Annotated in this window: 19 protein-coding genes and 1 riboswitch; of the genes, 13 read left to right on the top strand and 6 right to left on the bottom strand. The window is 45.3% G+C overall.

Annotation, left to right across the window (positions count from 1 at the left end; all coding sequences use genetic code 11):
- Window positions 1-95: 95 nt before the first annotated feature.
- From recD2 to rnhC, 3 genes are all read right to left on the bottom strand, one after another.
- Window positions 96-2,528 carry an SF1B family DNA helicase RecD2 gene (recD2, locus tag H7T92_RS05955; RefSeq protein WP_201037328.1) on the bottom strand — a complete coding sequence of 811 codons (2,433 nt, stop codon included), beginning with the start codon at window positions 2,526-2,528 and terminating at the stop codon, window positions 96-98.
- A 67-nt stretch (window positions 2,529-2,595) separates the two neighbouring features.
- A complete protein-coding gene (lepB, locus tag H7T92_RS05950) occupies window positions 2,596-3,246 on the bottom strand; it encodes a signal peptidase I (RefSeq protein ID WP_070590042.1) in 651 nt (216 codons plus the stop codon).
- A gap of 3 nt (window positions 3,247-3,249) precedes the next feature.
- The gene (gene rnhC, locus H7T92_RS05945; protein WP_129299446.1) at window positions 3,250-4,149 is read right to left on the bottom strand and encodes a ribonuclease HIII; all 900 of its coding nucleotides are present in this window, start codon (window positions 4,147-4,149) and stop codon (window positions 3,250-3,252) included.
- Between the two features lie 136 nt (window positions 4,150-4,285).
- On the opposite strand from rnhC, the gene H7T92_RS05940 reads away from it, so the two are divergent.
- The 5 genes from H7T92_RS05940 (at window position 4,286) to H7T92_RS05920 (ending at window position 10,789) form a co-directional block, all read left to right on the top strand.
- Window positions 4,286-4,576: a hypothetical protein gene (locus H7T92_RS05940; protein WP_070506075.1), complete on the top strand. Its 291-nt coding sequence runs from the start codon at window positions 4,286-4,288 to the stop codon at window positions 4,574-4,576.
- Window positions 4,577-4,586: 10 nt separating this feature from the next.
- Window positions 4,587-5,141, top strand: coding sequence for a CvpA family protein (locus H7T92_RS05935; protein ID WP_003008795.1), 555 nt, complete (start codon window positions 4,587-4,589; stop codon window positions 5,139-5,141).
- Window positions 5,142-5,214: 73 nt separating this feature from the next.
- Window positions 5,215-7,554 carry an endonuclease MutS2 gene (locus H7T92_RS05930; protein WP_201037324.1) on the top strand — a complete coding sequence of 780 codons (2,340 nt, stop codon included), beginning with the start codon at window positions 5,215-5,217 and terminating at the stop codon, window positions 7,552-7,554.
- A 159-nt stretch (window positions 7,555-7,713) separates the two neighbouring features.
- Window positions 7,714-9,132 (top strand): C69 family dipeptidase, encoded by a 1,419-nt coding sequence (locus H7T92_RS05925; protein ID WP_201037323.1) that lies wholly within the window; start codon window positions 7,714-7,716, stop codon window positions 9,130-9,132.
- Window positions 9,133-9,261: 129 nt separating this feature from the next.
- Window positions 9,262-9,356, top strand: a riboswitch (glycine riboswitch).
- A 101-nt stretch (window positions 9,357-9,457) separates the two neighbouring features.
- Window positions 9,458-10,789: an alanine/glycine:cation symporter family protein gene (locus H7T92_RS05920; RefSeq protein ID WP_201037322.1), complete on the top strand. Its 1,332-nt coding sequence runs from the start codon at window positions 9,458-9,460 to the stop codon at window positions 10,787-10,789.
- A 53-nt stretch (window positions 10,790-10,842) separates the two neighbouring features.
- Here H7T92_RS05920 and sstT read toward each other — a convergent pair whose 3' ends face one another.
- Window positions 10,843-12,060: a serine/threonine transporter SstT gene (sstT, locus tag H7T92_RS05915; protein WP_201037321.1), complete on the bottom strand. Its 1,218-nt coding sequence runs from the start codon at window positions 12,058-12,060 to the stop codon at window positions 10,843-10,845.
- A gap of 137 nt (window positions 12,061-12,197) precedes the next feature.
- Here sstT and H7T92_RS05910 point away from each other — a divergent pair, with 137 nt between their 5' ends.
- Window positions 12,198-13,046, top strand: coding sequence for a mechanosensitive ion channel family protein (locus tag H7T92_RS05910; protein WP_201037320.1), 849 nt, complete (start codon window positions 12,198-12,200; stop codon window positions 13,044-13,046).
- 40 nt (window positions 13,047-13,086) lie between these two features.
- Here the strand turns inward: H7T92_RS05910 and H7T92_RS05905 are convergent, their stop codons facing one another.
- Window positions 13,087-13,407 carry a hypothetical protein gene (locus tag H7T92_RS05905; protein WP_201037319.1) on the bottom strand — a complete coding sequence of 107 codons (321 nt, stop codon included), beginning with the start codon at window positions 13,405-13,407 and terminating at the stop codon, window positions 13,087-13,089.
- A gap of 281 nt (window positions 13,408-13,688) precedes the next feature.
- Window positions 13,689-15,035 (bottom strand): NADP-specific glutamate dehydrogenase, encoded by a 1,347-nt coding sequence (gene gdhA / locus H7T92_RS05900; RefSeq protein WP_003004977.1) that lies wholly within the window; start codon window positions 15,033-15,035, stop codon window positions 13,689-13,691.
- Window positions 15,036-15,334: 299 nt separating this feature from the next.
- On the opposite strand from gdhA, the gene H7T92_RS05895 reads away from it, so the two are divergent.
- The 7 genes from H7T92_RS05895 to H7T92_RS05870 all read left to right on the top strand — a co-directional run bounded on the left by H7T92_RS05895 (window position 15,335) and on the right by H7T92_RS05870 (window position 22,149).
- A complete protein-coding gene (locus H7T92_RS05895) occupies window positions 15,335-16,270 on the top strand; it encodes a dihydroorotate oxidase (protein ID WP_201037318.1) in 936 nt (311 codons plus the stop codon).
- Between the two features lie 124 nt (window positions 16,271-16,394).
- Window positions 16,395-16,751, top strand: a complete 357-nt coding sequence (locus tag H7T92_RS05890) for a hypothetical protein (protein ID WP_049514572.1) — start codon at window positions 16,395-16,397, stop codon at window positions 16,749-16,751.
- Window positions 16,752-17,026: 275 nt separating this feature from the next.
- Complete coding sequence (gene msrB, locus H7T92_RS05885) at window positions 17,027-17,962, top strand: peptide-methionine (R)-S-oxide reductase MsrB (protein WP_201037317.1); 936 nt, start codon at window positions 17,027-17,029, stop codon at window positions 17,960-17,962.
- A 34-nt stretch (window positions 17,963-17,996) separates the two neighbouring features.
- Window positions 17,997-18,200 carry a hypothetical protein gene (locus tag H7T92_RS10440; RefSeq protein WP_375791898.1) on the top strand — a complete coding sequence of 68 codons (204 nt, stop codon included), beginning with the start codon at window positions 17,997-17,999 and terminating at the stop codon, window positions 18,198-18,200.
- Window positions 18,201-18,393: 193 nt separating this feature from the next.
- Entirely contained in the window at window positions 18,394-19,737 is a 1,344-nt protein-coding gene (locus H7T92_RS05880) for a CapA family protein (RefSeq protein WP_201037316.1), read from the top strand.
- Window positions 19,738-19,740: 3 nt separating this feature from the next.
- Window positions 19,741-21,405, top strand: coding sequence for a MutS-related protein (locus tag H7T92_RS05875; protein WP_201037315.1), 1,665 nt, complete (start codon window positions 19,741-19,743; stop codon window positions 21,403-21,405).
- 27 nt (window positions 21,406-21,432) lie between these two features.
- Window positions 21,433-22,149, top strand: a complete 717-nt coding sequence (locus H7T92_RS05870; protein WP_201037314.1) for a DUF554 domain-containing protein — start codon at window positions 21,433-21,435, stop codon at window positions 22,147-22,149.
- Window positions 22,150-22,236 lie beyond the last annotated feature (87 nt).

The following is a 22,236-nucleotide window of genomic DNA, read 5'->3' as shown; positions in this document are numbered from 1 at the left end:
GAAACCATAGTGTTTCTAGCACTTTTCTCACGGCGGAAAGTTTCAGTTGTATTTGAATGAGTCTTAAAAAATATATTATTTTAATTTTTGGGGTATCAATTAGGTTGTTTGACGTCAAAGAAGGCTGCAATCTCTTCTTCTGTTAGTCCAATCATAGGCGAGATGGCGTGGAGATTGTCTTCTGTTAGTCGATAGACAGTAGGCTTAGACGTCTCTGCTTTTGTTTCAACAGTTTCTTCCTTGCTTCGTGCAGATTCGACTGTAGCAGAAGCCGTTGCAACGGATGAAGAATAGTCTGTGGTGGCTTCGCCTCCGTCCAGGTCCTTGAAGCGCTCCACCAAATAGGTCTTGCGCGCTGTACCTGTATTTTTAGTGGCGTAATCAAAGGCGCTGTATTCTCCTAAGAGGATGAGTTTGCTCTTAGAGCGCGTGATGGCGGTATAGATCAAATTACGCTGCAACATCCGGTGGCTTTGATTGGTAATGGGTAAAATCACCACAGGAAATTCGCTTCCTTGCGATTTGTGAATACTCATCGCATAGGCTAAGCGAATCTTGTACCATTCATTGCGCGGGTAGACGATTTCATTGCCATCAAATTGGATAGTCAATTCATCTTGCTTGGATTCTGTATATTTTCCGGGGAGAAGATCGGTAATGTAGCCAATATCTCCATTAAAGACATTGCTTTCTGCATCATTGACCAGATGGATAACCTTGTCTCCATCGCGGTATTGGCAGTCTGGCGAGTCAAAGACGACCTGGTCTTTGACAGCTGGATTGAGAAGGTCTTGCATGAGTGTATTGATGTTGTCAATGCCGGCCTGGCCCTTGTACATAGGTGCCAAGACTTGGATATCTCGAGCCGGGATCTGACTGCGAAGGGCAGCAGAGGTGATCTGTTCGATCATCTTAGGGATGTGTTCGCTTCCGGCTTCGAAATAAGAGCGGTCGGCTTTTCGTTCTGTGAAATCTTGAGGAAGCTTGCCCTGGCGAATGTCTCCTGCTAGTGAGACAATGGTCGAATCTTCACTCTGACGGAAAATATGTTCGAGTTTGGTCTGAGGGATGCTTGGGATCTGCAAGAGATCCGCTAGGACCTGTCCAGGACTGACGGATGGTAATTGGTCAGCATCTCCCACAATCAAGAGTTTGGTATCGGTTGCGATGTTGCTGACTAATTGATTAGCCAACCAGGTATCGACCATGGAAAATTCGTCCACAATGATAAAGTCTGCGTCCAGATAGTCCTCTAAGTGGCTGGTGTCATCATCTCCTGTCATCCCCAAATGGCGGTGGATGGTGGCGCTCGGAAGTCCTGTTAGTTCATTCATGCGTCTAGCTGCCCGTCCCGTTGGAGCAGCCAAGAGGATCGGCAGGTCTTGTTTCTTCCGAAGATCCAGATGGTGGAGTTGGGCATAGACACTGATCATCCCATTGATAACAGTGGTCTTTCCTGTCCCCGGTCCCCCGGTGAGGATAAAGACCTTATTTTGGATAGCTTGGTGAATCGCCTCTTTTTGAATCGCATCGTAGCGAATCCCTAAATCTTTTTCAACCTCCTCAATCGCCTGGTTGATTTTCTCAGGGTCAAATGAAGTCGACTTTCCTTTTTCCAATAATCGACCGATATGACTACGAATCCCTTCCTCCGCAAAGAAAAGACTGTTGTCAAAGATCTTGGTGTCCACGTTTTGGACCTTGTCTTCCTCGATGAGGCGTCCTAATTCTTGGGCAACAGTGGAAGGATCCAATTCTACTGGACGAGCGGATTCTAACAGGTCAATGGTATAGCGCAGGAGGTCCTTGGCTTCGATGTAGGTATTTCCAGTCTCGATAGAGTAGCTAAAAAGGCTGTGGATCAGGCCCGCGCGGAAACGCTCAGGAGCATCACTTGCAATCCCCAATTCTTCGGCTAGTTGGTCCGCGATTTTAAAGCCCATGCCTTGGATATCTTCCACCAATCGGTAGGGCTGTTGCTCCACGATCTGGAGGGTTTCTTCCTTGTAGAAATCCTGGATCTGAAAGGCCAATTTATTGGGAATGCCATAGTTGGCTAGTTGGGCGAGAATGCGCTCCGTTCCGTAATTCTGACGGAGTTTTTCTACAAAAGCCAGGCGGTTTTTCTTGGAGAGACCTGTGATTTCTTCTAATTTTTCAGGAGCCTCCAAAATTTTGTCAATGGTATCGTCCCCATAGAGGTCCACGATTTTTTGGGCTGTTTTGAGACCAATTCCTTTAAAGTGATCGCTGGAAAAATATTTCACCAAGCCCTTGCTAGAGGGTTTGGCACGTTCATAGCGACTGATTTTGAGCTGTTCTCCGTATTTAGGATGATGGACCAGCTCCCCCCAGAAGGTGTAGTCTTCGCCTTCCATGATATCTGCCATGGTGCCCGTCACAATAATCTCAAAATCATCAAAGTCTTCGGCATCTGTATCGCTGATGTCGAGCAAGAGGATTCGAAAAAAACTGCTAGGATTTTCAAAAATAATGCGCTCAATAGTACCAGAAAAATAATATTCCATCATTTCTTTCCTTTTTATAAAGCGAGGCTGGGACATACTTGTCTCAGCCTCAGTCTGTTAATCTATACTAATAAGTTTTGAAAGGGTAGATCGGCCATAGTCTAAAGACGGCTTGTCCTTTGATTTGTTCTTTCTTGAAAGCTCCGACTTGACGGCTATCTTTTGAAACGATCCGGTCATCTCCAAGTAGGAGGTATTCATCGTCGAGCAACTTCAAGGTAAATTTAGGATTGCCATCCTTGTCTACTGTAAAAGCTTGGGCTGTATTGGCCAATTGGCGGAAGAGTTCTCCGTTTTCTTCGAACCCTTTTCCAGTGTATGTTGATTGCAATTTATCTTTTTTGAAACGAGCGATGTAGTCTTTCAAATAGGGCTCATTGGTCTTTTTTCCATTGATGTAGAGGGTATCGTTGTCGTACTGAATGGTATCTCCAGGAAGACCGATGACCCGCTTGACGATGTCCTTGGTTTTGCCGTCGTCGTCTTTTTCACTAGCAACGACAATGTCGAAACGATCAATCGAGAGGTGGTTGACCACAAGGAGATACTCGCTATCTGCTAGGGTTGGATCCATCGAATGGCCGTCCACCTTGACCGGAGCCCAGAGGTAGATGCGAGAGGCGATAATGAGACCAACAATAATACTGAAGAGGCCCCATTCTTTAAGGAATCTCACCACTGGTGAGCTAGATGACTGTTTTGAACTTCTTTTTGACATAACTTATCTTTCTAGTAATTTCTTTGCTTTTTCTGTGTTTTTAAAATGGAGTTTGGCACAATAATCCAGAGCTTTCATCCCGTAGGTCTGAAGCAATTTAGCAGCGACTTGGTCTGACTTTGCCCCTGCTCCACTAGGGAGATTAAAGCCAAGTTCCTTACCCAGATCTTCCAGATTTTGAAGGAAGAGATTGCGGGCGATGATGGAACTAACTGCAACAGCTAAATACTTACCTTCTGCTTTTTCTTCCAACTCAATGGCTTGGGTGACCTGATTTTTTTCAGCTTTCACATATTTTTGGTAGTTTTTAGCCGTCGTAAAGGCATCGATCACAATTCGCTCTGCTTGGACTCCTTTATTTAATAGAAGATAGATAGCCTGGTTGTGCAGGGCCACTTTGACCGAAACAGCATTGTAGCCAGAAGCAATGACTTCATTGTACTTCTTTGGAGATAATAAGAGTGCTTGGTGCTGGATGTTTTCCTCAAGGAGAGGAGCCAATTGCTGAATTTTTCGATCATCCAAGGTCTTTGAATCCCCAACACCGAGCTTTTTGAGCCAGTCGTGCTGGTCAGGTGTGACAAAGGATGCAACGACGGTAAGTCCACCAAAATAAGAGCCGTTTCCGACCTCGTCGGTTCCGATCATGGCTAGATCTTGTCCTGCAGATGAAGTAGTAGAACCTTTAGGGTTCCCAGCATCTTGCCCGAAAAAGGCCAGGTAAGGAGTAAGGTCATTGCCCTGAAGCAAGACTTTTCCAGACTTGTAGATCGAAACGGTCGCTCCCTCTAGTCGAAAGAAATAATCCATATGAGGATTCTTGCTTTGAGAGAGAGAACGGCGATAGGTATGGACAAAATCAAGGATTTGCTCCTGTGTTGGAGTGAGTGTCATACTTTCCATAACCACTATTGTACCACAAATTCAGGGAGAGAGGGAGCAAAAAGAAAGAAAGAATCTACTGGAAAATCCCTGTGAAGAGGGGCTTTGCTACTGACAAAGCTAGCCTTTTTTGGTATAATACCGTGAGGTGATTTTTATGGCGAGCTTAAATAGATATAAATTTACATTTGGAAACAAAGCGCTCACTTTAACAACCAACCATGATAATTTGTTTATGGAAGAAGTCGAACGTGTTGCGAAAGAAAAATACCAAGCAATTAAGGAACAAATGCCAGAGGCAGATGATGAAACCATCGCGATCTTATTGGCAGTAAATAGTTTGTCCATGCAACTGAATCGCGAGATTGAGTTTGATGACAAAGAAAAAGAATTAGATGCTTTTCGTCGCAAGGCTTTAGACGACTTAAAGGATAAATCATCCAAATAAGAGGAGATACATGTTAACTTTCTTAATCTTATTGATTTTGGCATGGAGCTTTTATATTGGCTATGCAAGAGGCATCATCCTCCAATCCTATTACTTTCTAGTGACCTTGGTAGCCCTCTTGATTGCAGGTGGTAGCTACAAGGGACTGGCTAAGGTTTTGTCTCTATGGGTTCCTTTTTCGAGTCCCACCCAGCAATCGGTAAATTATTTTTATGCCAACCGCTACCTATTTCAATTAGATGACATCTTTTATGCAGGTTTAGCATATGTATTGATTTTTGCGATGGTCTACCTGATTGGTCGTGTGATTGGGATCTTTATGCACTTGGTACCTCAGCCAGAAAAATTGGAGGATCGCAAGTATCAAATTGGAGCGGGTGTGATCGCCGTCGTGATAACTCTCTTGGTCATCCAGATGGGCTTGACTGTCCTCTCAACAGTTCCCATGGCTTCCATCCAAAATAGACTCAATGCAAGTGGATTGATCCGCTTTATCATCCTTCATACCCCGATCAGTTCCAGTCTGTTCCACAACTTGTGGGTGACTGCGATTATCGGAGCTTAAGGAGCAAAAATGAAGAAAGGAGTGAGACAAGTCCGATTCAAGGAAGGACGCTCACTTTTTTTGTAGGAGAAACATGAATAAAAAAATCTTAGATATTCTGGAGTTTGACAAGGTCAAGCAACTCTTTGAACCCTATCTACAGACAGAACAAGGGGAGATGGAGCTAGCAGCCCTTACTCCAACTGATAAAAAAGAAAGCATCGAAACGGCCTTTATGGAGCTAGAAGATATGGAGCAGATCCTCTTGGAAGAGCCTCGCTTTGCCGTGTCGACCATTCAAGATGTCCGTCCAGTGGCCAAGCGTTTGGAGATGGAGGCAGCCCTCAATATCGATGAATTACTAGCGCTAAAAGCTGTCCTTCGGGTGACACATGAACTTAAGGATTTCTACGACAACTTGGAAAATGTCCGTCTGGAAAGGCTTGATCGCCTCTTTGACAACTTGGTGGATTTACCACGCCTACAAGGTGGGCTTCAAGCTATCAACGAAGGAGGCTTTGTCGAGTCTTTTGCCAGCGAAAAATTGGCCAAAATTCGTCGCCGAATCCAGGAAAATGAACACCAGGTCAGAGAGATTCTCCAAGACCTGCTGAAAAGCAAGGCCGATATGTTAGCGGATGCTGTGATTGCTAGTCGGAATGGCGGCAATGTTCTGCCCGTAAAAAACACCTATCGCAACCGGATTGCAGGGGTGGTCCACGATATCTCAGCCAGCGGGAATACCGTTTATATCGAGCCTCGGGCAGTCGTCAATCTCAATGAAGAAATTGCCAACCATCGAGCCGATGAACGGTATGAAATCATTCAGATTCTGGAGGAATTGTCTGACACCCTACGCCCTCACGCAGCAGAGATTGCAAATAACGCTTGGATTATTGGTCACTTAGACTTGATCAAGGCCAAGTATCGGTTTATGCGCGATTGTAAGGCAGTGGTACCAGAGGTAAGTAGCAATCGTTCCATTCAGCTCTTGCAAGTGCGTCATCCCTTGATTGAAAATGCCGTCGCGAATGACCTGCATTTTACCGAGGACTTGACAGAAATCGTGATTACCGGTCCCAATACAGGGGGGAAAACCATCATGCTAAAAACGCTGGGACTAGCGCAAATTATGGCCCAGTCTGGTCTTCCCATCCTAGCGGATCCAGGTAGTCGTGTGGGGATCTTCTCACAGGTCTTTGCAGATATTGGAGATGAACAATCGATCGAGCAGAGCTTGTCGACCTTCTCCAGTCATATGACCAATATCGTATCTATCTTGAATCAAGTGGATACCGCCTCCTTGATCCTTCTGGATGAGTTGGGGGCTGGAACCGATCCTCAAGAGGGGGCTGGCCTTGCTATTGCCATCCTAGAAGACCTGCGTTTACGTGGGATTAAGACCATGGCGACAACCCACTATCCAGAGCTCAAGGCCTACGGGATTGAGACTGCAGGAGTGCAAAATGCCAGTATGGAATTTGATACAGCGAGTCTGCGTCCAACCTATCGCTTCATGCAAGGAGTTCCTGGTCGCTCAAATGCCTTTGAGATCGCCCGCCGTTTGGGCTTGTCTGAGACCATTATTCAGGATGCCATGAAGATGACCAATACGGATAATGATGTCAATCAGATTATTGAAAAATTGGAGGCGCAGACCTTAGAAAGTCGCAAGCGTTTGGATACCATTCAAGAGGTCGAACAAGAAAATCTCAAATTCAATCGCGCTCTTCGAAAACTCTATAACGAACTGACCCGAGAGAGAGAAACAGAGCTCAATAAGGCGAGAGAAGAGGCCAAGGAAATTGTGGACCTGGCCCTCTCAGAGAGTGACCGTATCCTTCAAGGGCTTCACGCTAAATCCCAGTTAAAACCACATGAGATCATTGAGGCCAAGGCTCAATTGAAAAAACTAGCGCCTGAGACCGTCGACCTTTCTAAAAATAAGGTCTTAAAAAAAGCCAAAAAGGCGCGTGCTCCTAAGGTGGGAGATGAAATCTTGGTTATCAGCTATGGCCAACGCGGAACCCTGGTCAAGCAACTCAAAGATGGTCGCTGGGAGGCGCAAGTCGGCTTGATCAAGATGACCTTGGAAGAAAAAGAATTCAACCTCATCAAGGCTGAAAAAGAAGCGGCTCAACCTAAGAAACGCCAAGTGAATGTCGTCAAACGATCGAATACGAGTGGGCCGAGAGCACGTCTGGACCTCCGTGGAAAACGCTATGAAGAGGCTATGCAAGAGCTAGATGGCTTTATCGATCAAGCCCTGCTCAACAACATGGCCCAAGTCGATATCATCCACGGGATTGGAACTGGTGTCATCCGTGAAGGGGTGACCAAGTATCTTCGCCGCAACAAACACGTCAAAAGTTTTGAATATGCCCCCCAAAATGCAGGTGGAAGCGGCGCGACCATTGTCACGTTTAAAGGATAATCGAAACCTAGCTGTTTATCAGCTAGGTTTTTTAAAATTTTATAAAATGAAAATATTTGAAAGTTGTTGAAAAGGATTCGCTTTTAAATCTGATTTTCAGTAGGTCCTCCCTTTTAAAAGTGCTATAATAGAGGCAATGAATGATTTGGGAGGATACGCATGCGTAAACGTGAAAGTGCAGATTCGTGTACAACGATTCTAGTCGGAAAAAATGCTAGCTATGATGGTTCGACCATTGTAGCACGAACAGAGGATTCTCAAAATGGCGTTTTTACGCCCAAGAAATTGATCGTGGTCAAACCAGAAGATCAACCGCGTCATTACAAGTCGGTTTTATCAACTTTTGAAATCGACTTACCAGATAATCCAGTTCGCTATACAGCGGTTCCAGATGCCATTCCTAAAGACGGGATCTGGGGAGAAGCTGGGATCAATGTCTACAATGTAGCTATGAGTGAGACAGAGACCATTACGACCAATAGCCGTGTGCTAGGGGCAGATCCTCTTGTAGAGAGTGGCATCGGTGAGGAAGACATGCTGACCTTGGCCTTGCCTTATGTCAAGACTGCCCGCGAAGGGGTTTTGCGTCTCGGAAAGATTTTAGAAGAGTATGGAACCTATGAATCTAACGGGATTGCGATTTCAGATGTGAATGAAATCTGGTGGTTGGAAACCATCGGAGGTCACCACTGGATGGCGCGCCGTGTTCCAGATGATGCCTATGTGACCAACCCGAACCAACTGGGAAGTGATTATTTTGAATTTGGAAATCCAGGCGAGTTTCTCTGTGACCCAGATCTTGAAAATTTTGTCACAGAGCACCATTTGATTCTGGATCAAGAAGGAAAAGGTTTTAATCCACGCTATGCCTTTGGTAGCCAAAAAGACAAGGACCGTCACTACAATACACCGCGGGCTTGGGCCATCCAGCGTTTCCTTAATCCTGAAATTGAGCAGGATCCACGGAGCTTTGAGATTCCTTGGTGTCAAAAACCCTATCGCAAGGTGACGATTGAGGATGTCAAATATGTCTTGAGCAATCACTACCAAGATACCATCTACGATCCTTATGGACCGGAAGGAGACCACGTGAGTCAGCGAACTTTCCGAACGATTGGGATCAACCGGACCAGCCAGACAGCGATTCTGCAATTGCGTCCCAACAAACCGCAAGAAACGACAGGCATCCAATGGATTTCTTATGGCTCCATGCCTTACAATACAGCCGTTCCTTTCTTTACCCAAGTGAATACAACGCCAGATTACTTTGCCAATACGACGGCTAAGGTGACAACGGATTCCTTCTACTGGGCTAACCGGATTATTGCAGGACTAGCAGATCCTCACTATGCCCACCATGTTGGGGATCTAGATGATTACCAAGAATCGACAATGGCCTGGGGACATGCACGCATCAATAAAGTCGATCGTGCCCTTGCAGCAGGTGAAACCGTCGATTTTGAGGTGGAAAACCAAGCCATGAGTGATCAGATTCAAGAAGCGACGGATCAACTCTTGGACAAGATTTTGCTCGATGCTAGCAACCTCATGACCAATCACTTCTCCTTAAGTGATTAAGAACCGCGCGTTTGCAGAAAACTTGCAAGATATTTTCATGAATCGTTGACAAAGCTTTGAAAATCGATTAAAATAGAGAAAATTACATACGACCGAATGAAGTTTGCAGGAGCGTGAGTGACTGTGAATGGACGGAACTCTGGAGAGACCAGAAATGGCACCGAAGGGGCAAGGTAGAGGATGCATCTACTCAAACTCTCAGGTAAAAGGACAGAGCGAAAAATAGGGAAAGTCCCCTATTTTAAGCAGGACCAGAGTACATGTTTGACATGTACTCTTTCTTTTTCTCATTTCTGTCGAGCGGTCGATAAAAAGGAGACAGAGAATGGATCATGTATTGCAATTTTTTCAGCAACTCGATAATTTAGTATGGGGCGCCCCACTTTTGGTGCTCTTGGTAGGAACAGGGATCTACCTGACCCTTCGTTTGGGCTTGCTTCAGATACGCTATCTTCCAAAAGCCTTCCGCCTGATCTTTACAGAAGATGAGGGGCATGGGGATATCTCGAGTTTCGGAGCCCTTGCGACAGCCCTAGCGGCAACTGTAGGGACAGGGAATATCGTAGGGGTGGCTACAGCGATTCAGACAGGTGGCCCAGGTGCCCTCTTTTGGATGTGGATGGCAGCCTTCTTTGGAATGGCGACTAAGTATGCAGAAGGGCTCTTAGCTATTCGTTATCGGACCAAAGATGACAATGGGCACATCTCGGGTGGTCCCATGTACTACATTCTTAACGGGATGGGAGAGAAGTGGCGACCACTGGCTATTTTCTTTGCGGTTGCAGGTGTTCTGGTGGCTCTCTTTGGGATCGGAACCATGACCCAGGTTAATTCCATTACGGGATCTCTCCAAGCCAGTTTTGGAACAGCTCCAGAAGTGGCTAGTGTAGTGATTGCTCTGGTGGTTTCTACCATCATCTTTGGTGGGATTCACTGGATTTCGAAAGTTTCTGAAAAAGTGGTTCCTTTTATGGCTGCTGCCTATATCTTTGCGACTGTCACGATCATTGCCTTGCATCTGGACCAATTGCTTCCAGCCTTAAAATCGGTCTTTTCAGGTGCCTTCACAGGGACTGCAACCATAGGAGGTTTTGCAGGAGCAACGGTCAAAATGGCCATCCAAAAAGGGGTGGCGCGTGGTGTCTTCTCCAATGAATCGGGTCTTGGATCGGCTCCCATTGCAGCAGCTGCTGCGAAGACCAATGAACCTGTCGAGCAGGGCTTGATCTCGATGACAGGAACCTTTATTGATACCATTATCATCTGTAGTTTGACAGGACTTTCGCTCTTGGTTTCAGCTGAGTGGATGGCCAAGGGCAGCACGAGCACCTTGACTCAGGATACGTTTACAGGTGTCTTTGGCCCAGTTGGAGGTATTATCTTAACGCTGTGCTTGGTGCTGTTTGCGACAACGACCATTCTTGGATGGTCTTATTATGGAGAACGGTGTTTCGAATTCCTATTTGGTGTCAAACATATCAACCTCTACCGGGCTTTCTTTGTCTTAATGGTTGGACTTGGTGGTTTCCTCAAGTTAGACCTGGTCTGGGTCATTGCGGATATCGTCAATGGGCTTATGGCTCTGCCCAACTTGATTGCGCTCTTAGCCCTCTCCCCAGTCATTATCAAAGAAAGTAAACGCTACTTTAAGAAATAAGAAAACCCAGATCGCGAGGTCTGGGTTTTCTTGTCTATTTGAGATAGGATCTTTTAATAGCGTTTTTCTTTTGGCCAGCTGCTCATTTCTGCGATGGCAGTGAAGAGCACATCTGTCGAAGAGTTGAGGGCTGTTTCACAAGAGTCTTGAATGACCCCGATGATAAAGCCGACACTGACGACTTGCATGGCCAAATCGTTGGTGATGCCAAAGAGGCTACAAGCAACAGGGATGAGAAGGAGAGATCCTCCCGCAACTCCAGATGCTCCACAAGCAGAGATAGCCGCTACGACACTCAGAATGAGCGCCGTTCCAAAGTCAACCTGAATGTGCAAAGTATTGGCAGCAGCTAGCGTCAAAATATTGATCGTCACGGCTGCGCCTGCCATGTTAATGGTTGAACCAAGCGGAATGGAGACAGAATAGGTATCTGGATTCAGCCCCAATTCTTCACAGAGACGCATGTTGACAGGGATGTTGGCTGCAGAACTTCTGGTGAAGAAGGCTGTTACCCCACTGACACGAAGGCATTTAAAAACAAGGGGATAGGGATTCTTGCGGATCATGAAAAAGACGATCAATGGATTGATGACCAGAGCGACAAAAGCCATCGTTCCCACCAATACTACCAAGAGAATCCCGTAGTTACTAAGGGCACTGAGTCCTTGGCCAGCGATGGTCGTGAAGACTAAGCCCAAGATCCCAAATGGAGCTAGGTTGATAATCCACTCGACAATTTTTGAAGTGATATCTGCTAGGGTTTGCAGGAGGTCTTTACTATGTTCACTGGCCTCTCTCATGGCGATCCCAAAGACAGTGGCCCAAGAAAGGATCCCAATGTAGTTGGCTTGCTGCAAGGCGTTGACCGGGTTGTCGACGATCTTGAGTAAGAGGTTACTAATCACTTCGCCAATCCCGTTTGGAGAGGATCCTTCAGCGGCCTTTCCAGTCAGGGTAATGGTGATGGGGAAGATGTAATTGATCAAAACAGCGACGAAGGCAGCTGCAAAGGTTCCTAGGAGATAGAGGACGATGACCTTTTTCATATTGGTCTCTGTTCCTTTTTGGTGTTGGGAGAGAGCATTTGCGACGAGTGCAAAGACCAGAAGGGGTGCGATGGCACGGAGCCCTCCAACGAAGAACTCTCCTAGGAGTCCAATCCCAGTTGCTTTCGGAAATACAAGTGCTAGAACGACACCAAGTACAATTCCGATTGCGATTCTTTTCATAAGGTTGGTTTTATTCCAAGTGGTAATCAGTCGATGAATCATGTAAGGCCTCCTTAAAAAATAATTAAGGAATATTATACGATAGTTAGGGGGTAATAGCAATGAAATTTTTAAAAAATAGCCTTATTTCCGAATATTTGATATAATCATACTATTCTTTGTTAGAAAGGCCCGAATAAATGAGTCAAGCTTTCCAACGTTATTTCAGTAAAATAGACTGGACAAAGATTTTTGATGACCTAATTTCAAAATGCATCTCTCTGATTTTTGTCTTTCTCTTATTTTTTATCGCTAAAAAGGTCATCCATAGCCTGGTCAAGCGGATATTAACCCCTTCTTTTAAGTATACGGTGCAGGATGAAGCCCGTAAAAAAACCATTCTCCGTTTAGTAGAGAGTCTCTTGAACTACTGCTTGTATTTTATCTTGATCTACTGGATCTTGTCGATCCTCGGTCTTCCAGTCTCTAGTCTATTGGCTGGTGCTGGGATTGCTGGGGTGGCGATCGGGATGGGAGCCCAGGGCTTCCTTTCCGATTTGGTCAATGGTTTCTTTATCCTTTTAGAACGCCAGCTGGATGTGGGGGACAATGTCCGACTTACCAATGGTTCTATTAATATTGCCGGCATCGTTAGCAGTGTGGGAATTCGGACAACTCAAGTACGTGATTTTGACGGGACTCTCCACTTTGTCCCAAACCGCAATATCACTGTCGTCAGCAACCTCTCTCGCGGCGATATGCGCGTGCTGGTGGATATTCCGCTAGATGCGAATACCGATCTTGACAAGATCTACCAGGTCATCGCTCAGGTCAATCAGTCTGAACAAGACAAACACCCAGAAGTGTTGACAGGTCCTACTATTTTAGGCCCACAGATCGAAAAAAATGGTCGCTATTCCTTCCGTATTGCGATGACCGCGCAAAATGGGACACAGGTTACTGTTTATCATACTTACTGTAAACTCTATCATGATGCCTTGATGGAAGCAGGAATCAACCTTCCAACAGGAAATAACGGAATCATGTAAAAAAGCTCAGAAATATTTTTCTGAGCTATTTTAATCGATGTTACGATCTTAAGTGGCAGTATTTGTCATCCAAATATTTAATCTGATCCCAAATCTTTCGAGCCTCAGGTGGTAAGATCAATAATTGCTTGCGCAATAGGGCAGTGATTTCGAGATCCAATGATTCGATCGGAAGGGCTAGGGCTACGGAACTTTTTGCCCTTTGGATCTTGTTAATGCAGTGTTGGATATGCTGGCAAGCAGTACAAGTCTGTGCTTGACGGCTTGCTGCAATCTCCTGACGCATATCAGAAAGCAGTTGCATCAATTCAGACTTAAGGAATTCAATGGTAGTTGACTTGTCTTGAGCAAAATGAAACATAAGCGCACCTCCTTTTGCTATAGTTTAATACTAATTTATTAAAAATGCAAGGGGGTAAAGTAAAAAAAATAAAATTTTTTTAGAAAAAGATACAGAAAAAGAGATGGCTCAAATCTCTCATCACTAATGATGGTTAAGATTCCTTTCTTTAAAAATGTCTTTCTTCCCTTGAGACCAATTGTCCTTAAAGAGATCAGTAGCTACAAAAAACTCCTGAAACACACTAGTTTCAGGAGTTGAGAGGCTTTGACCCGAAGGTCTCAAAGAAAAATATCGATTGATTATACAAGACCTTGTGCAATCATCGCATTTGCGACATTTTCAAAGGCAGCGATGTTGGCACCTGCAAGGTAATCTTTACCAAGACCGTAAGTTTCTGCAGTTGTTTTAGCAGTGTTGAAGATGTTGGTCATGATGTCTTTCAAACGTCCGTCCACTTCTTCGCGTGTCCATGAAAGACGTTGGCTGTTTTGGCTCATTTCAAGAGCAGATACAGCAACCCCACCAGCATTGGCTGCTTTAGCAGGTCCGTAAAGGATACCATTTTCTTTGTATACGTTGATGGCATCGATGTTACTTGGCATGTTTGCTCCTTCAGAGACAACTTTCACACCTTGAGCGACCAAACGTTTTGCAGCATCGCCATCGATTTCGTTTTGAGTTGCACATGGAAGAGCGATGTCATAGTTACCAGCATAAGTCCATACAGAACCTTCGTAGTAAGTAGCAGTTGGTTTTTCAGCAGCGTATTCAGTCAAACGTGCACGACGTTTTTCTTTGACGTCTGTAAGAAGGTCGAAGTCAATACCGTTTTCGTCGATCACGTAACCGTTTGAGTCAGATACAGAGATAACAGTTGCACCAAGTTCAGTTGCTTTTTGAAGAGCGTATTGAGCAACGTTACCAGAACCTGAAATCACGACTTTCTTACCAGCAAAGCTGTCGCCGTTGGCTTTGAGCATTTCTTCAGTGTAGTAAACCAAACCATAACCAGTAGCTTCTGGACGGATCAAGCTACCACCGAAACCAAGAGGTTTACCAGTCAAGACACCAGCATCAAATTGGCGAAGGCGTTTGTATTGACCGTAAAGGTATCCGATTTCACGTCCACCGACCCCGATATCACCAGCTGGGACGTCAAGAGAAGGACCGATGTGTTTTTGCAATTCAGTCATGAAGCTTTGGCAGAAACGCATCACTTCAGCGTCTGTTTTTCCTTTAGGATCGAAGTCAGATCCACCTTTACCACCACCGATAGGAAGACCAGTCAAGACGTTTTTGAAGATTTGTTCAAATCCGAGGAATTTCAAGATCCCTTGGTTAACAGTTGGGTGGAAACGAAGACCACCTTTGTAAGGACCTACAGCAGAGTTGAATTGAACACGGTAACCACGGTTTACTTGGATGTTTCCTTCACGGTCAACCCAAGGAACACGGAAAGAAATCACGCGTTCAGGTTCTGTAATACGAGCCAAAATGTTTTCTTCGATGTATTCAGGATGTTTTTCAAAAACAGGTTCCAAAGTGCTGAGGAACTCTTCAACAGCTTGAAGGAATTCAGCTTCGTGGCCGTTACGAGCTTTTACAGTTTCGAAAGTGCTTTGGATATATTCTTTAGCAGTTGTCATGTTAATTCTCCTTTGTGAATGAAACGAAAACCAGCAAACCCGCTAGGGGAATGGCTTTGAGACAGTTGACAAACAATGTCACGTTTTATTACATGGATCATTATAGCAGACTTTTTTTGGCTTGTAAAGAAAAAAGTTGAATTTTCTGAAAATTTTATTGCGGCTAGGAAACTCCGAATGTTTGGAAGAATTTTTAGCTTTGTTTGTCCGGAAGCTTCCAAGTGATGGTATAATGAAAGAAGAAAATAGAGAGCATCCCGAACGATTCTGTTGATGGGTGTTTCAAAAAGGAGTACAAGATGGTATCGACAAAAACGCAAATTGCTGGTTTTGAATTTGACAACTGCCTGATGAATGCGGCGGGTGTAGCCTGTATGACTACTGAGGAATTAGAGGAAGTGAAAAACTCAGCTGCTGGGACTTTTGTGACCAAGACAGCGACCTTAGAATTCCGTGCAGGAAATCCCGAGCCACGCTATCATGATGTGCCACTTGGTTCGATCAATTCGATGGGCCTTCCCAACCAAGGCTTGGATTATTATTTGGATTACTTATTGGAGTTGCAAAAAATAGATCCTGACCGGACCTTCTTCTTATCTCTTGTCGGCATGTCTCCTGAAGAGACCCATACCATCTTGAAAAAGGTGCAAGACAGCGACTTTAAAGGCTTGACAGAACTGAACCTCTCTTGCCCTAATGTCCCTGGGAAACCTCAGATTGCTTATGACTTTGATACGACTGATCGGATCTTGTCAGAGGTCTTTGCCTATTTCACCAAACCTCTAGGTATCAAGTTACCCCCTTATTTTGACATCGTTCATTTTGATCAAGCAGCAGCGATCTTTAACAAATACCCGCTTAAGTTTGTCAATTGTGTCAATTCCGTAGGGAATGGTCTCTACATTGAAGATGAATCCGTGGTAATTCGTCCGAAGAACGGCTTTGGTGGGATTGGTGGAGAGTATGTCAAACCAACTGCCCTTGCTAATGTTCATGCCTTTTACCAACGCCTGAATCCAGAAATTCAGATTATAGGGACTGGTGGTGTCTTGACCGGTCGTGATGCCTTTGAACATATTCTATGTGGGGCTAGTATGGTACAAATCGGAACTACGCTTCATAAAGAAGGAGTGGGGGCTTTTGAACGCATCACTGCGGAACTCAAAGCCATCATGGAAGAAAAAGGCTACCAAAGCCTGGAAGACTTCCGTGGCAAATTGCGCTACATTGACTAATCTTTCGAAAAGAACTTCCTCAAGTAGAAACTTGGGGAAGTTTTTTATAGTTTCTTGTCAAGAGAGAACATTCTGTTCCTAGTTTTAGGAATTTTCCATTTTTATAGAGAGAAAAAGGTGTACAATGGAGGTGAAAAGGAAGGTGATTGCTATGGAAGAAAGGGATGTGATTCAAGAGGCAAGGACGACGGTCAGCCTTCTTCAAACAGCCTTTTTGAAAGGATTCACCCCCAGTCCAGATGCCTTTCGATTTCGAGAAAATCTGGAGCAGATGTTGAAAGGTTTACGAAAGGCTAGGCGGGTAGACAATCGCTTGTTGATCGAGTTGGAAAAGTTTTATCAGACCGCCAGTCTATTGATTGGTCTGGGCGGGCTAGCATTGAACGAAGAAGCCTTTCAAGCTTGGCGAGCTTATGATCACTGGCATTATGAGGTAGTGAAGCCTCAGTTACAGGTCTACGGACCGACGGTGGTTTTGTAGTTGATACTAGCTTTGTGTTTGTCCACAGATATTCAGAGGAGGTGTTGGTCATGGTAGTTCTTCATGATTTTCTACATCAGTTAAGCATTTCGTTTTGGAATTTCTACTACTCGCTCTTTTTCTTATTTGAAAAATAAGAAGGATTGAATCCCTTTTACATATAGTAGAAGGGATTTTTGATGCAGAATCCTTGAAAATCTGAGGCTCTTGGATTATGATGGAGCTAATAGATGAGAAGCGTTCCTTGTGGGGAATGCAGGAAGTGAGGAAAAAAGATGGCAGAGATTTATTTAGCAGGTGGCTGTTTTTGGGGCTTGGAGGAATATTTTTCACGGATCCCCGGTGTAGAACAGACGACGGTGGGCTATGCCAATGGCCAGGTAGAAACGACCAATTACCAACTGATTAAGGAAACGGATCATGCAGAGACTGTACAAGTTATCTACGATCCAGACAAGATCACTCTACGAGCGATTCTGCTCTACTATTTCCGGGTGATCGATCCCTTATCCATTAACAAACAGGGAAATGATCGAGGCCGCCAATATAGGACGGGTGTCTATTATACAGACGAGGCAGATCGTGAAGTGATCGCCCAAGTGTTTGCAGAAGAAGAGAAGCAACTGGGACGCAAAATTGCGGTTGAACTAGAACCCTTGCGCCACTATATTTTGGCGGAGGACTACCATCAAGACTACCTGAAGAAGAATCCTGGAGGCTATTGCCATATCGATGTGACAGATGCTGAGCAGCCCTTGATTGATCCAGCAGCTTATCAGAAGCCAGATCAAGAAATCCTAAAGGCGAAACTGACAGCAGAGCAGTACCAAGTCACTCAAGAAAGCGCGACGGAACGTCCTTTCCACAATGCCTATGACCAGACCTTTGAAGAGGGGATCTATGTGGATATTACGACGGGGGAGCCTCTCTTTTTTGCCAAGGATAAGTTTGCGTCTGGCTGTGGCTGGCCAAGTTTCTCCCGTCCCGTTGCCAAAGATGTCGTCCACTATTACCAGGACCATAGCCACGGGATGGAGCGGATCGAAGTTCGTTCCCGCTCAGGCAATGCCCATCTAGGCCATGTCTTCACCGATGGACCAAAAGACCAGGGTGGTCTTCGCTATTGTATCAATTCGGCCTCGTTGCGCTTTATTCCAAAAGAAGAGATGGAGCAAGAAGGTTATGGATATTTGTTAAATGCTTTGAAATAAGTAGGTCTTTCTCGCAGATCGAGAAACGGAGTTTATGATGAAAAATAGAAATTTATGGCGAACGATTTTTGTGTTTTCGGCTTTGGTGACTCTAATTGGATTAGGATTTATTGCCTATAATCATTTTGTATTTCATCAACCTTTTATGAATCGGACGACAAAAGGGTTGCTTTCGGCCTTTTTCCTAAGTCTTGTCATGGTTGCGATTAGCTTGTCCAAATCAAACGATAAGAAGTGATTTGCGACCATTTATATGAATCAATCAACTGTGCAAGAGCAGGACGATGAAGCGTTTCTAAACAATGGCGTTTCTGTCCTGCTCTCTTTTTTCTCTTCTTAAAAATTGTGATACAATGAAGAGAAAGTATTTCAATGACAGCTCAATCTGTTGGCAGAGCATTGGAGAAACTAGGTAGGAAGAAGAGGTAGGAATGTTAGAGAAGTGGGAGAATGTGAAAGGGACCATCAAAACGATGGGAAAAGAGTTGTCATCGGCCTTTGATTGGGCTTTTGATCGTCTCTTTTCAAGAATTCAGCTGACCAATGAACAGTTTGTCTATGTGCTCTTGTCCATCGTTTTTATCGTGGCCAATGCCATCTTGTGGGTGCAAAAGTTCCAAGGCTTTCCGATCACCGCAACCGAACGGCCAGAGGTTGTGTACAAGGCAAAAACACCGGCTGATCAGATTCCTCATACAGCGCGGATCATGGCGAATGGAGACCAGCTCTATCATGATCTGGTTTATATGAGTGCACAAAAGGAAGACGGAAGCTATGATTTTCATGAAAATTATGAGTATGTCAAACCCTGGCTACAAAAAGCGGATCTGGCCTTGGGTGATTTTGAGGGAACCATTAACCCGAATTACTATTTGTCAGGTTATCCTCTCTTTAATGCGCCGAGCGAAGTCGTACCAGCCATCAAGGATGCTGGTTATGATGTCATGGATTTGGGACACAACCATATCTTGGATTCAGGCCTAGATGGGGTCTATTCGACAGCCAAGGCCTTTGAAGATGCAGGCATCACACCTGTCGGTGTCTACACGCATGAAAAGAGAGGGCAAGCTCCCTTGGTGATCAAGGAAGTGAATGGCATCAAGATTGCTATTCTAGCCTATGCTTACGGCTTTAATGGGATGGAAACGACCCTCACTCCAGAGGAGCAAGCAGATGTCTTGTCTGATTTGGATGAAGAGCGGATGAAGGCGGAGATCCAAAAGGCAGAGCAAGAGGCTGATATCACCATTGTCATGCCCCAGATGGGAATTGAGTACCAGTTGGAGCCGACAGAAGAGCAAAAAGAGCTCTACCATAAGATGATTTCATGGGGAGCTGATATTGTCTTTGGCGGGCATCCCCATGTTGTAGAGCCTGCTGAAGTGGTCAATAAAGATGGTCAAAACAAGCTCATCATCTACTCGATGGGGAATTTCCTTTCTAATCAGCGTCTGGAAACCATGGGGGACGTGGAGACGGCCCAGTGGACAGAGCGAGGAGTCTTGATGGATGTGACCATCGAAAAGGTCGGCCGCAAGACAAAGATTAAGACGGCTACTGCTCATCCAACCTGGGTTAGTCGAACTCCGAAGGGGACCTATTCTCCTGAAGGCTATGAGTTGTACAAGTACCAGACCTATATTTTGGAAGATTTTATCCAGGGTGGCAAATACCGCGACAAGCTGGATGAGGAGACCAAGGAGAGAGTGGACACGGCCTACCGAGAAATGAAGGAACATGTTCACTTGGACTGGCCTCAGAATGGAAAGGAATAGAGCATGGAAGGAAATGTGAACTGGATTCCGCTTGGGATTCTAGGATTGATGGTGGTAATTTGGGCAACCAAATTTCTGACGGCCATCCGCCTCAAGCAAAAGCTGAAAAAAGCTTGGGATGGAGCGCCTTTCTTTCGTAAGAAAGACACGGAAGAAAGTTTGATAGACAGTCTGGCTTATCCAGCTAAGGGAAGGACGTTCGATAGCCAAGTGGATGATCAGACTTGGCATGATTTGGCTTTGGATGCGGTCTTTGATCAGCTCAATTACACCCAATCGAGCCTTGGGGCAGAAGCTCTCTATCAAAAAATGCGCCTGCTGGAATTCCAGCCTCAGGATCAGCTTCATGACTTAGAAGCCTTCTTTGAAGAGCATCCGGATTTGCGGCTCAAGGTTCAGGTCATTTTCAACCAACTAGGCAAGAAGAACCACAACATGGCGCGTAGCATTGTCGCAAATCCTGGCAAGCATTATGCAGGTTTGCCCCTCTATATAGCCTTGGCCTGTCTTCCAATCCTCTGTCTCTTTGCCATCCCCTTTGAGCCGGTTGGGGCGATTACCCTCTTGGTGATCAGTGTGGTCTTTAATATCGTCTTTTCGAGTTTGCGCAATTGGTCCAATAAAATCCGTCTGGACAATGTTAGCTATTTGGTCCGTATCTTTGCTTCGGCAGAACGCTTAAGCCATCTAGCCTTGCCACAACAAGAAGAACTCAAGCAGGCAGTCAAACCCTTTAAGAAAACGCGTATCCTTGCCAGTGTCTTGCAGAGTCCAACGGGGACCTCTGAGATGGAAATCATTCTCCTCTACCTTAATGTCCTCTTTTTACTCCCGCAGATCGCCCAGGTTTATATTTACAATCAGGTGAAGGCTCATCAAAAAGAGGCCCAGAAGCTTCTGGATCTGCTAGGGGAGATGGAAGTTGCTATTAGTCTCTTGCGCCACAAAAGAGATCTAGAAGTGGTCTGCCAGCCAGTCTTTACGGAGGCGGGTGGGATTGAAGGCGAGACGCTCTATCATCCTTTGCTGTCTAATCCGATTGCGAATGATGTGCATTTTCAGAAAAATATGGTCATCAGTGGGGACAATGCGTCTGGGAAATCAACCTATTTGAAGACCGTCGCTATCAATGCTATTCTGGCTCAAGGGCTGGGCTTTGCCTATGGAGAAACCTTGGCCCTTCCTTACGGTCATGTCCTGACGGCTATGGATGTGAGCGATGATATTGAAGTTGGAGATAGCTACTTTATCACTGAAAGTAAAGCTATTTTGCGTATGATTCAGCATCTGAAAAAGCCTGGTTTTCACTACTTCTTTATTGACGAGCTCTTTAAGGGGACCAATACCATCGAGCGGATTGGATCAGGCCTTGGGATTGTCCGCTGGTTAGCTGCTCAAAACTGCCTCTACATGATCTCCAGTCATGATATTGAGCTGGTCGCAGCTTCTAGTGAGGTCAATGATAATTACCATTTTGACAGTCGTTATGTGGATGGCAAGATCGTCTTTGACTACCAGATCAAGCCAGGGTCAGCCGTGACCAAGAATGCGGTCAATACCCTAGAAAGTCTGCATTATCCAGAGGAGATTACGCAAACAGCCAAGGACTTGATTGACCAGTATGAAGAGACGGGACACTGGTCTTTGAAAGAAATTAAAAAAGAATGAAAATGAAATGAACGAAGGAGTTTGTAAATGATCGGTTTAGGGACCTTCTATAATGCCTTAGGGGTCGTGTTTGGTGGGCTTTTAGGATTGCTCATCGGTCAACGTTTATCAGAAGATTTTCATGAGACCCTTCTGAAAGTGACAGGAGTTGCTGTTTTTGTCTTGGGCATCGCAGGGACCTTGGAAAAGATGCTGGTGGTGCATGGAAGTCATGTGGAGAGTCACGGCAGTATGATGTTGATTCTGAGTCTAGTAATCGGGTCCGTTATCGGGGAACTCTTGAAGATTGAGGAGGGTTTTGAGCGCCTGGGAACCTGGCTGAAGGAAAAGACGGGCAACCAAGGCGATTCCAGCTTTGTTGATGCCTTTATGACCACGGCCTTGACCATTTGTATCGGGGCTATGGCGGTGGTCGGAGCCGTCCAGGATGGCCTGACAGGCGACACCTCGACCTTGTTGGCCAAGGCTATTCTCGATATGGTTATCGTTTTGGTCTTGACCGTTTCAAAAGGAAAGGGAGCGATCTTTGCGGTGGTTCCACTCGTGATCCTTCAGGGCTTGATCACGCTGTTGGCCCATTTGATCGCACCGATCATGACTCCACAAGCCCTTTCGAATCTGTCCCTAGTCGGGTCCAGCCTCATTCTCTGTGTAGGAATCAATCTCATCTGGGGCAAACGAATCAAGGTCGCCAATCTCCTTCCAGCAGTGCTGATTGCTATTATTTGGGCCTTTGTTGGCTAAAAAACAGAAGCTAACCGGCAAAGACTGGTTAGTTTTTTTACTTGTCTTTGTAGTCTTGTTAGAAAAATGGAGGTGCTCCGAAAAGGA

It is taken from the genome of Streptococcus parasanguinis, assembly GCF_016648855.1.
GTDB classification, from domain to species: Bacteria; Bacillota; Bacilli; order Lactobacillales; family Streptococcaceae; genus Streptococcus; species Streptococcus parasanguinis_L.
The sequence above is the reverse complement of the archived record's forward strand: the minus strand, read 5'-3'. Positions and strand labels throughout refer to the sequence as shown.

Coding starts and splice junctions, on each gene's coding strand:
- H7T92_RS10440 (WP_375791898.1), top strand. CDS start 17,997: ATGATGAAAAATAGAAATTTATGGCGAACGATTTTTGTGTTTTCGGCT.
- rnhC (WP_129299446.1), bottom strand. CDS start 4,149: ATGGAAAGTATGACACTCACTCCAACACAGGAGCAAATCCTTGATTTT.
- gdhA (WP_003004977.1), bottom strand. CDS start 15,035: ATGACAACTGCTAAAGAATATATCCAAAGCACTTTCGAAACTGTAAAA.
- H7T92_RS05870 (WP_201037314.1), top strand. CDS start 21,433: ATGATCGGTTTAGGGACCTTCTATAATGCCTTAGGGGTCGTGTTTGGT.
- H7T92_RS05890 (WP_049514572.1), top strand. CDS start 16,395: ATGGAGGTGAAAAGGAAGGTGATTGCTATGGAAGAAAGGGATGTGATT.
- H7T92_RS05875 (WP_201037315.1), top strand. CDS start 19,741: ATGGAAGGAAATGTGAACTGGATTCCGCTTGGGATTCTAGGATTGATG.
- msrB (WP_201037317.1), top strand. CDS start 17,027: ATGGCAGAGATTTATTTAGCAGGTGGCTGTTTTTGGGGCTTGGAGGAA.
- lepB (WP_070590042.1), bottom strand. CDS start 3,246: ATGTCAAAAAGAAGTTCAAAACAGTCATCTAGCTCACCAGTGGTGAGA.
- H7T92_RS05925 (WP_201037323.1), top strand. CDS start 7,714: ATGCGTAAACGTGAAAGTGCAGATTCGTGTACAACGATTCTAGTCGGA.
- H7T92_RS05930 (WP_201037324.1), top strand. CDS start 5,215: ATGAATAAAAAAATCTTAGATATTCTGGAGTTTGACAAGGTCAAGCAA.
- H7T92_RS05935 (WP_003008795.1), top strand. CDS start 4,587: ATGTTAACTTTCTTAATCTTATTGATTTTGGCATGGAGCTTTTATATT.
- H7T92_RS05880 (WP_201037316.1), top strand. CDS start 18,394: ATGTTAGAGAAGTGGGAGAATGTGAAAGGGACCATCAAAACGATGGGA.
- recD2 (WP_201037328.1), bottom strand. CDS start 2,528: ATGGAATATTATTTTTCTGGTACTATTGAGCGCATTATTTTTGAAAAT.
- H7T92_RS05920 (WP_201037322.1), top strand. CDS start 9,458: ATGGATCATGTATTGCAATTTTTTCAGCAACTCGATAATTTAGTATGG.
- H7T92_RS05940 (WP_070506075.1), top strand. CDS start 4,286: ATGGCGAGCTTAAATAGATATAAATTTACATTTGGAAACAAAGCGCTC.
- H7T92_RS05895 (WP_201037318.1), top strand. CDS start 15,335: ATGGTATCGACAAAAACGCAAATTGCTGGTTTTGAATTTGACAACTGC.
- sstT (WP_201037321.1), bottom strand. CDS start 12,060: ATGATTCATCGACTGATTACCACTTGGAATAAAACCAACCTTATGAAA.
- H7T92_RS05905 (WP_201037319.1), bottom strand. CDS start 13,407: ATGTTTCATTTTGCTCAAGACAAGTCAACTACCATTGAATTCCTTAAG.
- H7T92_RS05910 (WP_201037320.1), top strand. CDS start 12,198: ATGAGTCAAGCTTTCCAACGTTATTTCAGTAAAATAGACTGGACAAAG.